The sequence below is a fragment of the Aestuariivirga sp. genome (genome assembly GCF_020252395.1).
GTDB lineage: Bacteria > Pseudomonadota > Alphaproteobacteria > Rhizobiales > Aestuariivirgaceae > Aestuariivirga.
In genome coordinates, this window is record NZ_JADCDB010000001.1 from 178,618 (window position 1) to 191,914 (window position 13,297).

Consider the following 13,297-nt stretch of genomic DNA (forward strand, 5'->3'; position numbering starts at 1 on the left):
GGTTTCCGCCATGTGGACGCCATGGGAAACCGACCCGAGCCGCGCGGCATCCTGCCCGCCCGCACCATTGCCCGCTATTGCGAGGAGGGACTGATCCGGCTCGCGCGGCCGGCCGATGCGGACCAGATCCAACCCGCCAGCCTCGACCTGCGATTGGGGGCGTGGGCCTATCGCGTACGTGCCTCCTTCCTGCCCGGCCCGCGTTCGACCGTGGACCAGCGGGTGAAGGAACTGGCGCTGCACCGCATGCCGCTGGCCGAAGGTGCGGTGCTGGAGACGGGCTGCGTCTACATCGTGCCGCTGCAGGAGAGCCTCAAACTGCCGCGGGGCGTTGCGGCCGCGGCGAACCCCAAGAGCTCCACCGGCCGCCTCGACATTTTCACACGCGTCATTGCGGATTATGCGCAGGAGTTCGACAAGGCGCCCGAGGGCTATGACGGTCCGTTGTTCGCCGAGATCTCGCCGCGCACCTTTCCCATCCTGGTGCGCGAGGGCTCCCGCCTGTCGCAGATCCGCTTCCGCCAGGGCGCATCGCTCGCGACCGACGCGCTGATCCGCGAACTCCATGCGGGCGAGGGGCTGATCCCTTCGGGCGAGGTGAACATCGACAATGGGCTGGCGCTGTCCGTCGACCTTTCGACGCTGGGGACGGATGGACCCGTGGGCTTCCGCGCCAAGCGCCATGCGGGCCTTATCGACGTCGACCGCACGGCGGCGCTGGAGGTGCTCGACTATTGGGAGCCGCTCTGGCAGCGCGGACCCCTCGTGCTGGACCCCGGCCAGTTTTACATTCTCGCATCGAAGGAAGCGGTGCGCGTGCCGCCAGCCTTTGCCGCGGAGATGGTGCCCTTCAACCCGCTGGTGGGCGAATTCCGCGTGCATTACGCCGGCTTCTTCGACCCCGGCTTCGGCCATTCGTCAGGCCACGGAGAGGGGGCGCGCGCGGTTCTTGAAGTGCGAAGCCACGAGGTGCCCTTCATCCTTGAGGATGGGCAGATTATCGGGCGGCTGGTCTATGAACCGCTGACGCAAGCGCCCGAGCGCGTCTATGGCCAGGATATCGGCTCCAACTACCAGCGCCAGGGCCTGAAGCTGTCGAAGCACTTCAAGGCCTTCGACAGCACGCTGCGCTGAGCCCAGGCGTCCGGAAATGAAATGGGCGCGGCCGCCGGAGCGGAAATGATTTCGATTGCACGGACAGCGGACACATCGCGGCCATGCGATTGCCGCGAAAAGGTCTGTCTCCGGTTTGACGAAGCCATTGCGATCAAATAAAAAGTGATTGAGTGGCGTGTTGTGCGCCACATCGTGCAAATCTCCAGGGAATCTACAAGGAAGGCGCAGATGACACCACGTGGCATGACCGGGCTTGCGATGATCATGGGGCTCTTCACCCTGCTGCCTGCGGCGGAGGCCTTGGCCGATGGCGGTGTTGTGGTGCGCCAGACGCCGCGCCACACTCCCCTGCCGGCAGCCGGCGTGCCGATGCGCAACAGGCTGGCCGCGCCGCCCGACAACGAGGTGAAGGCGGATAACGCACCCGATCCGCGCGCCGGCGGAGCTTCGCGCCTTCCGGCGGTCTCCGCCTCGACCCGGGCCTATGGCAGTTTCGGCATCCCCTATACCTCGGTGCGGGTGCAGGACGGGCCGCCGGCCGGCAGCGCCAACCAGGCGAACCGGCTGAGCACCACCTATCCTTATCGCACCATCGGGCGTGTGGTGTTTCAGTACAATGGCGGCCAGGCTCATTGTTCGGCCAGCCTGATCATGCGCAGCGTGCTGGTGACGGCGGCGCATTGTGCCGGCGACCTCGGCTCCAATGCGCTGTTCTCCGGCTGGACCTTCCGCCCCGGCTTCTACGGCCCCAATGGATCGACGCCGCAGCAGCAGGAGCCCTTCGGCGCCTGGACAACAGAGGCGGTGGCGGTGGCCCCCACCTGGCTGAACGGCAAGGACACCGGCAGCGGCGCGGCCCGCAACAACGACCTTGCCGTATTCATCGTCAGCAAGAACAACGGCCAGTTCATCGGCGATATGGTGGGCTGGATGGGCTATGGCTGGAACAATTTTTCCTTCACCCGCTCCGCCAAGACCCGCAGCATGTGGACCGGAGCCACCACCACGCTCGGCTATCCCGGTCTCATGGATTTCGGCAGCATTATGCAGCGGGCGGATGGTCCGTCCTTCCTCACCACCGTGCGCCGCGCCAAGCAGATCTGGCAGGGCAACAACTTCACCCAAGGCTCCAGCGGCGGCCCCTGGGTGGTGAATTTCGGCTATCGCGCCGCCGATCTCAATGGTGGAGCACAGCCCGGCGCCGCCTCCGCCATGAACGTGGTGGTGGGCGTCACCTCCTGGGGCAGCTTAGACCCCAACATCATCAAGGATAATTATTCCTCGCAGTTCGGCCAGAACAAGGAGTACCCCGGCAAGGATTATGGCGGCTATGGCGCGGGCAATATCGGCGCGCTGCTGCAAGCGCTGTGCAGTTCGGCGCCGGTGCCGGGCGGGCCGAGCTATGCGGCGCTGGGTTACTGCAACAGTTCTTTTAACTGAGCAAAGCAATCACCCGGTCCGGCCGGGCTAAGCGGCGCTTGGCTATTGCGACAGGAAGCGGTCGCCCGGCAGTTCACGGGTTTATTGCGCGTCTGGCGATCGGCCGGGTGGCCGAGGGACTCCGCCGGTCCGGGATGAGATGGCGAAGGTCCGCATTGCGCGGGCGGGCCCCCCTTGCCGCCCCCGCCTCGCTCCTCTAATCTCCACTCCGTTGCGGGCGTAGTTCAGTGGTAGAACGGCAGCTTCCCAAGCTGCATGTCGTGGGTTCGATTCCCATCGCCCGCTCCACTCATCATGGCCCGGAACGTCTCGCTTTCGGCGCTCAAGCCGGGAGAGGACGGATGGTTTTCGATTTCTTCGGATCCAAGAAGAAGGTGATTATCGCCATGGCGCATATCGGCGCCATGCCGGGCTCGCCGCTCTATGACGAGAAGGGCGGCATGCGGAAGCTGATCGACGGGGTGGCCGCCGACATCGAGGCGCTGCAGGCGGGCGGCGTCGACGCCATCATGTTCGGCAACGAGAACGACAGGCCCTATCTGCTGAAGGCGACGCTCGAATCGACCGCCGCCATGACGGCGGTGGTGGCCGCGGTGAAGCCCATGATCAAGGTGCCCTTCGGCGTCAACTACCTGTGGGACCCGACGGCGAGCGTCGCCATCGCGGCGGCGACGGGGGCGCAGTTCGTGCGCGAGATCTTCACCGGCGTCTTCGCCTCCGACATGGGCGTGTGGGCGCCCGATGCCGCAACGCCTGCCCGGCTGCGCCGCACCCTGGGCCGGCCGGACCTCAAACTGCTCTACAACATCAATGCGGAATTCGCCCATTCGCTCGATGCGCGGCCGATCGAGCTTCGCGCGCGCAGTGCGGTGTTCTCCTCGCTCGCCGACGCGATCCTCGTCTCGGGCCCGGTGACGGGCGAACCTGCCGACCAGTCGCAGCTGCGCAAGGTGTGCGAAACGGTGAAGGACGTGCCGGTCTTCGCCAATACCGGCGTCACCATTGACAATGTGAAGGATACGCTCGCACTGGCCTCGGGCGTGATCATCGGCACGCATTTCAAGACGGACGGCATCACCTGGAATGCGGTGGACGGGGCGCGCGTCAAACGTTTCATGGACAAGGTCGCGGCGCTGCGCTGAGGCCCTGAGCGTAAAACGGACGAGGGGTTGCCGGGAAACTGGCAACCCCTTGCGGCGCAAAGGCCTCGCGCAGCCGCGCGGAAGGCGGCCTTGACACCACCATCCGCCTGCCGCGCCTGGGCGCCGCTTAAGCGCGGCCGAGATAGCGGTCGAGCACGTTGCGGGTGACCTGCGCGACGATCGCATCCTTGCGGGCGAGGCCCATGATCCAGTCGCTGGAGCCGGCGTGGAAGACCTCGCCCCTGCCCTTCGGAAAATTCACGATCATGCCGCAGCCGCGCTTCGTCTGCTCGATCGCCTCCGCATCCTTGCGGCCGGTGAGCACCGAGGCGACGTATTCGCCGTCCTCGATCCCCAGGAAGCTGCGGCCGGGAAGGATGGTGGAGCCTTCCTCGATGGTGGCGGCGAGGCCGAGTGCCAAGATCTCGATGCCATCGGGCGCCAGTGACGGGTCGGCCACGTAAGGCAGTCCGCCGCGGATTTCGTAAGGAAGCCCATCCACCTCGTAGCCGAAGATGCGCGCGGCGCCGCCCAGGATGTCGCCATAATAGAGGCCGGTCTTGGCGAAGGCCCAATGCTCCGGCCGGTAGACCGGAAAGCCCTTGGCGCCGCGGGGCGAACAGCCAGACCAGCTGGCATAAAGCCCGTGCGTGGCGTTAAGGCCGAAACTGGCCGAACCGGGGCGGCCGATCTCGGGGGCTTCCCATGACTCGGTCACGCGCTCGCGCGGGCCTGTCTGCATGAATGGGTCTTCCTCGCGCGCGATGTATTTATAGCAGGTTTGGGTGCGGCCCTCGTCCGAGAGCCGGATCTGCCACATGAAGTTGCCAGCGAAGCGGGCGATGCGGCCGCCCTTCCCGACGTAGGCGTCGATGGCGTCCCGCATCTCCCAGGACCAGTATTCGTCATGGCCGACCAGCGCGATGCAGGCGTAACCGTCGATCAGGTCCGGGCGATAATGCAGGTCGGTCTGGCTGATGATGTCAAGCGCATAGCCTTCCGCTTCCGCCCACACCACGAAGTGGCGCTCGAAGCTGGCCCAGCCGGAGGACATGTATTTCTTGGAATAGCCATTGGCATAGGCCCATTCCATGTGCGGATAGCGGGGCTCCGAATTGACCGGCGGATCCTCCGGCAGCACGGCGCGCGGGGCGTCCGGCGGCAGCGAGACGAAACCCCTGGCCAGCGGGCGCAGCGTGCTGAGCACGGGCGAGAAACGGCCGCCATTGGGGCCGCAATAGCCCTGATAATGATTGGAGCCGCCCCAGTCGTTGTAGGCGGTCCATGTGGCGGTGGCGGCAACGAGCAACAGGCGGCCGCGCTTGTTGAGGCCCTCGCGCGGGCGCACGATGAAGAAATGCTCGTGCATGTCATCACCCGCGCGGGTGCGCAGGATATAGCCACCCGACGGCCAGTCCGGCGCGACAGGAATTTCGAACGACACAGGCCAGCCGCAGCCGGCGGCGGAGCAGTCTTCCGGCGTGTCGCGCCATTCGCCCTCAAGGCCGCTGCGCGCAAAGACCGTGACCGGCGCCGGTCCATCGCGGATGACTTCAATATCGTAATGCGGTGCGTTGGTGCAGACGCTGACCTGCACCGGCTGGCCCGGCGCATAGGAGAGCCGGTCGCAATAGCTCCAGATGCGTGTTTCAACCGGCGGCGCATGGAACGGCCGTTCGGCATAATTGCCGAGCACGGCCTCGCGCCGCCAGGCCTCGTCACGCTCGATGCTCATCTGAGTTCGCCTGCGATGGCCCGGAACATGGCATAGGTGAGGTTGTCCAGCGCCTCATCCGCCGGGATGGGCTGCGAGGACTGTTTCACCGCCACCATGCCGGCGTCATAATCGATATAGATCCACTGGCCGTGGATGCCGATGGCGCAAAGCACGCTCGACGACGGGTCGGGCACATACCACTTGGAGCGGTAGCGGCCATCGGGGAAGAGGTTCACCATCTCGCCGCGCGACCACTGGGCGGGGTCGCCCTGGTGCAAGATGTCGTCGATCCATTCCTCCGGCACGATGCGCTGGCCGTTGAAGCGGCCCTTGAGGCGCATCATTTCACCGAAACGCGCCATGTCGCCGAGGCTGATGCAGAGGCCCCCGGCGGTGCGCGGTGCGCCATGGCGGTCGATGGTGATAAAGGCATCCTGCGCCATGCCCATCGGCTTCCAAATGAGGCGTGACAGCAGGCTGGCGAAGTTTTCGCCCGCGGCGCGCTCGATGATCCAGCCGAGCAGATCGGTGTTGGGCGAAACATAGTGGAAGCGGCGGCCATGCGGATGCTCGGCCTTGGGCAGGCTGGTGAGGAAGGCATTGATGCCGTCGGCGCTGGCGATGGCGCCTGGCGGGTTCCAGCCCATGGCGGCGCGATAGCGCGCGACATCGCCCTGGGGGTCAAGATAGTCCTCGACGAAGCGGATGCTCACCGCCATGTCGAGCACGTTGCGGACTGTTGCATCGCCATAGGCCGAGCCTTCGACTTCCGGCACGTAGCGCGAGACGGGCGCCTCGGGGTCGAGCTTTCCGTCCTTCACGAGAATGCCGGCCAAGGATGCGGTCACGGACTTGCTGACCGAAAAGACGATGTGGCGGTCCGTTGCCGTCTGGTTGATCAGCCGCTCGGCCACCACCGCGCCGTCCTTCAGCACCAGGAAGCCATCGGTGTGGGTTTCCTCGAGCGCCGCCTCGGCGCTGCGGCGGCTGCCGGCCCAGACGATGGCGAGGCGGGCGAGGTCCAGGGGTTTTCCCGGCCGCAGCGTGCTGACAGGCGGCGCGGTGGGAATGGCGGCGACGGGGATCAGGCTGTCGACATGGGTGAAGCCCCAAATGCTGTGGGGGTGCTCACGCCAATTCTCCAGCGTGGCCGTCGGCAGTTCGCTCCCCATCGAATCCCCCATAAATCCAATTTGGCAGACATTAGCATGGGATCGCCCGGCGTCTCACTCCGGCGAGCCATCAGCCCCGTGCAGGGGCCGGGGCCAGCAGGCGCATGAGCGGGGTCTGGCCACCTTCGACACATTTGCGTATGATGACACGCAAATGTGCGCTCAAGAGGCCCCTCCCCATGCCCAAATCAATCCCCGTCGATCCGCAGGCGTTCCAGCAGGCCGGTGAACTGGCCTTCCCGCGCGTGCCGCTGCATGCCTATGCCCGGCCCTTCGCCGAAGAGCTTCAGGCACGCGGTGTGAAGCAGATGACCGATATCCTTCGTCACATGATGCTGGTGCGGGAGTTCGAGACCATGCTCGGCGCCATCAAGGCCACGGGCAACTATGCCGGCGTCAGCTACGTCTACAAGGGGCCGGCCCATCTCTCGCTCGGCCAGGAAGGGGCGGCGGTGGGCGCAGCGCTGGCGCTGGAGCCTGCCGACCACATTTTCGGCAGCCACAGGAGCCATGGCGAGTTCATCGCCAAGGGCCTTTCCGCCATCGCCAGGCTGTCCGGTTCCGCGCTGAGCCAGATCATGCAAACGCATCGTGACGGCGCGCTGCTGCGCATGGTGGAAAAGCACCTGCCACCCACGCCGGCGACGGGCACGGCGGAAAACTTCCTGCTGCTAGGTTTGCTCGCCGAGATCTTCATGAAGGCCGATGGCTTCAATGGCGGCATGGGCGGCTCCATGCATGCCTTCTTCACGCCCTTCGGCGCCTATCCCAACAACGCCATCGTCGGCGCCTCCGCCGGCATCGCCACGGGTGCGGCGCTGAGGAAGAAGCTGGCAGGCGAAGCCTCGATCGCCGTGTCGATGAGCGGCGACGGCTCCACGGGTTGCGGCCCTGTCTTCGAGGCGATGAACTTCGCCGCCATGGCGCAGTACAAGACACTGTGGACCGATGCGCGAAAGGGCGGCTTGCCGGTGCTGTTCTTCTTCTCGAACAATTTCTACGCCATGGGCGGACAGACCATTGGCGAGACCATGGGCTGGGACAGGCTCTCGCGCATCGGCGCGGCGGTGAACGCGCAAGCCCTTCACGCCGAAACGGTGGATGGCACCAACCCGCTCGCGGTGGCCGATGCAATGGCGCGGAAGCGTGCGCTGCTGCTCGATGGACAAGGGCCAGCGCTTCTCGATGTCGAATGCTATCGCTCCGGCGGGCACTCGACGACCGATGCCAATGCCTACCGCACCAAGGAAGAGCTCGCCCTGTGGGAGGCGCATGACCCGATCGCCAAGTTCGCGGCCCAACTCATTGCCGCGGGCGTGATGGACCAGGCGGCGGTCGATGCGATGACAGCCAATGTGGCGCTGAGCATCGCGGCGGTGACGCGGGCGGCGGTGAATGCCACGGCGCCCATCGATGTCGCCGCCGATCCGGCGCTGATCGGGCGGCTGATGTTCTCGCATGCGGAAATTCCGGCGCCGTCCGGCGCGGTGAGACTGCTGGCGCCGGTGGAAACTTCCGCGCGCATCCGGCAGGATGCGAAGAAGGCGCGTTTCGGCATCGGGGCCGATGGCCAGAAGCTGTCCGCCATGCGCGCCATCACCTATCGCGACGGGCTGTTCGAGGCGATCCTGCACCACATGATCCATGACGGGCGGCTCATTGCCTATGGCGAGGAATGCCGCGAATGGGGCGGCGCCTTCGGCGTCTATCGCGGGCTCTCCGACATCCTGCCTTACGAACGCCTATTCAATTCGCCGATCTCGGAAGCGGCCATCGTGGCCACCGCCGTGGGCCATGCGCTGGAGGGCGGGCGTACGCTGATCGAGCTGATGTATGGCGATTTCATCGGCCGGGCGGGCGACGAGATCTTCAACCAGATGGCCAAGTGGCAGGCCATGTCCGCCGGCATCCTCAAGCTGCCCGTGGTGCTGCGCTGCTCGGTGGGCAGCAAATATGGCGCGCAGCACTCGCAGGACTGGACCGCACTGGTGGCGCATATCCCCGGCCTCAAGGTGCTCTACCCTGCGACTCCCTATGATGCGAAAGGGCTGATGGCCTCGGCGCTCTCATCCGAGGACCCGGTGGTCTTCTTCGAGAGCCAGCGGCTCTACGACATGGTGGAGACCTTCAGGCCGGAGGGCGTGCCTTCCGAATACTACCGCATTCCGATGGGCGAGCCGGACGTGAAGCGCGAGGGCCGGCATGCCACCGTGCTGACCATCGGCCCGTCGCTCTACCCCGCGCTCAGCGCTGCGCAAGAGCTGGAGGAGAGCCACGGCCTGTCGCTCGAGGTGATCGACGCACGCTCGCTGGTGCCCTTCAACTATGACCCGGTGATCCGCTCCATTGAAAAGACTGGGCACCTGATGGTGGTGACGGAAGCCTCCGAGCGCGGCTCCTTCGCCATGACGCTCGCGTCCAACCTCACGCGCTTCGCCTTCGGACATTTGAAGTCCGCGCCGCGCGTGCTGGGATCGCCCAACTGGATCGTACCGGGGGCGGAGATGGAGACGAGCTATTTCCCCCAAGCCGGCGACATCATCGAGATCGTCACCTCGCAGTTCCACCCCGGCAAACATTCCAACCGCCGCGGCATCCGCAACTGGGATGACCGCGACCTTGCCCGCAACGGCCTTTGAAGAGGACAGAGACATGAGCACCGACGTCGTGATGCCGCAGCTCGGCAACGAAATCACCGAAGCCCAGATCGACAACTGGTCGAAGAGCCCGGGCGACAAGGTGGAAAAGGGCGAGATGCTGCTCACCATCACCACGCCCAAGCTCACCATGGAGATCGAGGCGCCGGTCTCGGGCACGCTGCGCGAAATCCGCGTGGCCGCCGACGAGATCGCCAGCGTGGGCGACGTGCTCGCCGTCATCGACGAGGCGTGATGGCAAGCCTCGCCTTCAAGACGCTGGGCGGTGACGGCCAAGACCTGGTGCTGATCCACGGTTTCGGGTCTGACCGTCTGTCATGGGCTGGCACCTCGCCCGCACTGATGGCGGTGGCGCGGGTCCATGCGCTCGATCTGCCGGGGCATGGCGACTCGCTTGATGCCGATGCCGGCGACGGCAGTGCCCGCGCGCTAGCGGAAGCGGTGACCGCCGCACTCGATGCCCATGGCCTTGGCAAGGTGCACCTGCTCGGCCATTCGCTGGGCGGGAGCATTGCCATGCTGATGGCGCTGAAGGACCCCGGGCGTGTGCGCTCATTGACGCTCCTCGCGCCCGCCGGGCTGGGCCATGCGATCGACCACGGCTTCCTGTCGCGCTACCCCGCGCTCGAGACGAAGGAAGAGGCCGGGGCGCTGCTGCAGAAGCTCGTCTCCAAGCCCCCGCTCATCAGCCGCTTCACCGTCGCCCGCGTTTTGGAGCAATTGTCCCGGCCCGGCGCCCGCGGCGCGCTGCGCGCCATCGCCAAGGGTGTCGCGGCGCATGAGGAGCAGCTGCGCGAGGCGGCGCAGCGGATCGCCGCGTCGGGCCTGCCGCGCTTCGTGATCTTCGGCGGGGCTGATGCCATCAACCCGCCGAGCCCCGCTGCGCTTGCGGCTTTCGGCGGCCGCCAGCTCGTCATCCCCGAGGCCGGACACCTGCCGCATGTGGAGGCCGCGCGGCTGGTGAATGCCGGGATTGCGGACTTCATTACCACTGTGAGCACCTGAGCCGTGGCGAAGCTGCGGCGCACAGTGGGGGCCGCATTGGCGGATGACAGCGCGCTGCGGCTGCGCGCCGCCTGGCTCTACCATGGCTTCAGCCTCACCCAGTCAGAGGTGGCCGACCAGCTGGGAATCGGCCGTTCCACCGTCATCCGCCTTCTCGAAGAGGCGCGCCAGCGGGGCGAAGTGAAGATCACCATAGAGGACCGGCTGCCGGACTTGGCCGAACTGTCGATCCGCCTTGAGCGTGCGCTCAGCCTCGACGAGGCCATCGTGGTGCCGGCCCCCGCCGATAGCAGGGAGACGGGGCGCGCAGTGGGGCTGGCGCTGGGACGGCTGCTCTCCGACGCGGTGACGGATGGCATGACCATCGGCGTCGGCTGGGGCCGCACGCTGAGTGCCGCACTTGAAAGCTTCAGCCCGCCGAAGCGCGCCGGCGTGAAGGTGATGTCGCTGATGGGGGGCGCGGTCGAGACGCAATTCGCCAATCCCTTCGAATTCGCCTGGCGGCTGGCCACCGCGCTGCAGGCCGGGTGCTTCCTGTTCCCGGCCCCTCTGCTGGTCGGCACGGCAGGGTTGCGCGATCGCCTGATGGGCGATCGCGGCATCGCGCGGCTGAAGGCGCTCGCCTCGTCGCTCGATCTCGCCGTGGTGAGTGCGGGCGGGCTTGCCGGGAGTTCCGGCTCGCTGGTGCGGCAGCTCATCACCGATGTAGAGGCGGCAGAGTTGCTTGAAGCCGGCGCGGTGGCGGACATCATGTGCAATTTCATCAATGCGGACGGGCGCATCGCCGATCACCCCATCAACGCGCGCGTGATGTCGGTGGGCGTCGGGACGCTGAAGGCCGCGCGGCACAAGGTGCTGGCCAGCGGCGGGAATGAGCGGGCAAGGGCCATCCTCGCCGTGGTGCGCGCGATCGGCGTCAACACGCTGGTCACCGACGAGCACGCGGCACGCGCCATTCTCGAGATGGCTTAGGAGAATCGCGCGAGCAAGTGGAATCGCTTGCGAAGCGAAAGATGCTCCAGAGTCAAAAGCTGGCGCAACATGGCCGTTACGCCGCGGCGCGTTTCTGCGGGGGCGTCTCAACTGCGGCGGGTTTGAGCAGCCGGCCATCGGCGGCAAGCGGTTCGTGCAGCATCCAGCGGGCGAGTTCCGCGGCATAGAGTTCCGGCGGCACGCTGCCGCCCTGGCGGGTCTCGATGAGGCCGAGGCCGATTTCCTCATAGACCGGAAGATTGGTGAGGTTCGGCACCGGAAGGTCGCCCATGCGGAACTCTTCCCACATGCGGTCATAGAGGGCTTCGAGGCTCTTCACCAGCTGCGGCGTATCGAAAAGCACGGCGTGTTCGCGGTTGGCGCGCAGCCGGCGGCGTAATTCCGCCGCAGCGCCCGGCGCTTCAGCAATGGCAATGGCGCGGGAGATATAGTCCTCGAGGCTGGTGCAGACGAGGTCCGGCATGCCAGCGGATTTCACCAGCCCAGCGCAGACGCGCGCCGCAAAGCCCCGGCCCTCCAGCGTCAGCACCGGCGTTCCCATCCACATGGAATCCGACGCCGTGGTGTGGGCGCCATAGGGGAAGGTGTCGAGGAAAAGATCAGCCAGCGCATAGCGCGCCAGATGTTGCGGATTGGGGCGCTTGGGCGCGAAGCACAGACGCTCCGGCGCGATGCCGGTGGCCGCGGCCATGGCGCGCAGCCTTGCATTGGCATCCGCGGCGGAATCGAGCAGCCACAGCACGCTGCCCTCCACTGCGGCGAGGATTTTCATCCATGCGCCAAACACCTGCGGCGTGATTTTCTGCGTGCCGTTGAGGCAGCAGAAGACGAAGCCCGTCTCGGGCAGACCCTCGGCACTGCGCTGCGGCGGCTCCGCTGCGATGGGGCGCTTGCGGTCATTGGGCTGGTAACAGGCAAGCCGCAGCACGCGCTCGGTGAAGTAGATCTCGCTGCCCTCGGGGGCGACGTTGGCGTCGGCGATGACATAGTGGTGATAGGGTGTCGCCATGCTGCCCGGGAAGCCGAACCAGTTGGCGGCGATGGGTGCGGGCCGCCGCGCGAAGACCGCGGTGCGGGCATCGCGCGTGTAGCCGTTGACGTCGACAAGAATGTCGATGCCATCGGCCGCAATCCGCGCCGCCGCGGCATCGTCCGAAAGTCCGGTGATGTCCGTCCAGTGCTTCACCGCGTTGCGGATGCGGGCGCGCGTTCCATCCTCGCGCGGAATGCCGCAGTAATAGGCGTGGATGTCGAAGCGGCTGCGGTCGTGGAGCTCCATCGCCTCGGTAAGGCCGAAGCCGACCGCATGTTCGCGCAGGTCGGAGGAGACATAGCCGATCTTCAGCCGGGCCGGACGTTCACCGCGGCGGCCCGTGTGATCGTGCACATGCTGCGGCCGGGGGATGGACTGGCGGGCATAGCTCGCATTGCGGGCAAGCTGGAACAGGGGATCGTCGAACAGCACCGCGGTGGAAAGCGGCGAGATATTGGCGAGGAGGCGCTTCGCCTCGATGCCATCCCAACCCTGCACCACCGGCCACTTACATTGCCTCTGGCGCAGCGCGATCCAGTGCTGCACCGCCTGCGGGTTTTCTGGCGACAGATCGATGGCCTGGCGCAGCGCATCCTCCGCCGGCGCATCGGCATGGTTGGCTTCCAGAACGCGGCCCAGCTGGTGCAGCGCGATCAGCTTGTGGCGCAGCGTGGGGCCGTTGACGGCGGGCAGGCGGTTGACAAGAGCCAGCCACTGCGTGACGGCATCGCCCGTCTGTCCCAAGTCCTCCAGCGCGCGGCCGAGATTGATGTAGGGCGGGTGGAAGTCCGGGTCGATCTTCAGCGCCGCGCGCAGCGCGTTAATGGCGGCATGAGGGTCGCCGCCGCGCTGCGCCACGACCGCCATGTTGAACAGGGCGGGCGCGATATGCGGGTCATCCGGGTTGAGCGCCACCCATCGCTTGTAGAGTTCCGCGGCGGCCGCCGCGCCCTCCGTGGCTTCGAGGATGTCGGCGTCACGAAACAGCGCGGCGATGGTGGATGACAAGGCTCTCAGGTCTC

10 protein-coding genes and 1 tRNA gene are annotated in these 13,297 nt (G+C 66.4%); 8 read left to right on the forward strand and 3 right to left on the reverse strand.

Annotated features, from left to right (window positions below):
• Positions 1-21: 21 nt before the first annotated feature.
• The 4 genes from IOC82_RS00815 to IOC82_RS00830 all read left to right on the forward strand — a co-directional run bounded on the left by IOC82_RS00815 (position 22) and on the right by IOC82_RS00830 (position 3,698).
• Positions 22-1,134, forward strand: coding sequence for a 2'-deoxycytidine 5'-triphosphate deaminase (locus IOC82_RS00815; RefSeq protein ID WP_290544268.1), 1,113 nt, complete (start codon positions 22-24; stop codon positions 1,132-1,134).
• Between the two features lie 210 nt (positions 1,135-1,344).
• The gene (locus IOC82_RS00820) at positions 1,345-2,556 is read left to right on the forward strand and encodes a hypothetical protein (protein ID WP_290544269.1); all 1,212 of its coding nucleotides are present in this window, start codon (positions 1,345-1,347) and stop codon (positions 2,554-2,556) included.
• Positions 2,557-2,769: 213 nt separating this feature from the next.
• Positions 2,770-2,844, forward strand: a tRNA-Gly gene (locus IOC82_RS00825).
• Positions 2,845-2,897: 53 nt separating this feature from the next.
• Entirely contained in the window at positions 2,898-3,698 is an 801-nt protein-coding gene (locus IOC82_RS00830; RefSeq protein ID WP_290544270.1) for a BtpA/SgcQ family protein, read from the forward strand.
• A gap of 127 nt (positions 3,699-3,825) precedes the next feature.
• On the opposite strand, the gene IOC82_RS00835 is transcribed toward IOC82_RS00830, so the two are convergent.
• Both IOC82_RS00835 and IOC82_RS00840 read right to left on the reverse strand, forming a co-directional pair.
• A complete protein-coding gene (locus IOC82_RS00835) occupies positions 3,826-5,433 on the reverse strand; it encodes a N,N-dimethylformamidase beta subunit family domain-containing protein (protein WP_290544271.1) in 1,608 nt (535 codons plus the stop codon).
• The gene (locus IOC82_RS00840; protein ID WP_290544272.1) at positions 5,430-6,587 is read right to left on the reverse strand and encodes a serine hydrolase; all 1,158 of its coding nucleotides are present in this window, start codon (positions 6,585-6,587) and stop codon (positions 5,430-5,432) included. Before IOC82_RS00840 ends, IOC82_RS00835 begins: the two co-directional genes overlap by 4 nt.
• Before the next feature lie 179 nt (positions 6,588-6,766).
• Between IOC82_RS00840 and IOC82_RS00845 the strand changes: the two genes are divergently transcribed.
• The 4 genes from IOC82_RS00845 to IOC82_RS00860 are packed head-to-tail and all read left to right on the forward strand — an operon-like array spanning position 6,767 to position 11,221.
• Positions 6,767-9,226, forward strand: coding sequence for a thiamine pyrophosphate-dependent enzyme (locus IOC82_RS00845; RefSeq protein WP_290544273.1), 2,460 nt, complete (start codon positions 6,767-6,769; stop codon positions 9,224-9,226).
• Positions 9,227-9,239: 13 nt separating this feature from the next.
• Entirely contained in the window at positions 9,240-9,479 is a 240-nt protein-coding gene (locus tag IOC82_RS00850; protein WP_290544274.1) for a lipoyl domain-containing protein, read from the forward strand.
• Entirely contained in the window at positions 9,479-10,249 is a 771-nt protein-coding gene (locus IOC82_RS00855) for an alpha/beta fold hydrolase (RefSeq protein WP_290544275.1), read from the forward strand. The genes IOC82_RS00850 and IOC82_RS00855 overlap by 1 nt, the downstream gene beginning before the upstream one ends.
• 3 nt (positions 10,250-10,252) lie before the next feature.
• On the forward strand, positions 10,253-11,221 hold the full coding sequence (locus IOC82_RS00860; protein ID WP_290544276.1) for a sugar-binding transcriptional regulator: 969 nt from the start codon (positions 10,253-10,255) through the stop codon (positions 11,219-11,221).
• A 76-nt stretch (positions 11,222-11,297) separates the two neighbouring features.
• Here IOC82_RS00860 and IOC82_RS00865 read toward each other — a convergent pair whose 3' ends face one another.
• The gene (locus IOC82_RS00865; protein WP_290544277.1) at positions 11,298-13,283 is read right to left on the reverse strand and encodes a glycosyl transferase; all 1,986 of its coding nucleotides are present in this window, start codon (positions 13,281-13,283) and stop codon (positions 11,298-11,300) included.
• Positions 13,284-13,297: the final 14 nt, after the last annotated feature.

Coding starts and splice junctions, on each gene's coding strand:
- IOC82_RS00830 (WP_290544270.1), top strand. CDS start 2,898: ATGGTTTTCGATTTCTTCGGATCCAAGAAGAAGGTGATTATCGCCATG.
- IOC82_RS00850 (WP_290544274.1), top strand. CDS start 9,240: ATGAGCACCGACGTCGTGATGCCGCAGCTCGGCAACGAAATCACCGAA.
- IOC82_RS00845 (WP_290544273.1), top strand. CDS start 6,767: ATGCCCAAATCAATCCCCGTCGATCCGCAGGCGTTCCAGCAGGCCGGT.
- IOC82_RS00855 (WP_290544275.1), top strand. CDS start 9,479: ATGGCAAGCCTCGCCTTCAAGACGCTGGGCGGTGACGGCCAAGACCTG.
- IOC82_RS00815 (WP_290544268.1), top strand. CDS start 22: ATGGGAAACCGACCCGAGCCGCGCGGCATCCTGCCCGCCCGCACCATT.
- IOC82_RS00835 (WP_290544271.1), bottom strand. CDS start 5,433: ATGAGCATCGAGCGTGACGAGGCCTGGCGGCGCGAGGCCGTGCTCGGC.
- IOC82_RS00820 (WP_290544269.1), top strand. CDS start 1,345: ATGACACCACGTGGCATGACCGGGCTTGCGATGATCATGGGGCTCTTC.
- IOC82_RS00840 (WP_290544272.1), bottom strand. CDS start 6,587: ATGGGGAGCGAACTGCCGACGGCCACGCTGGAGAATTGGCGTGAGCAC.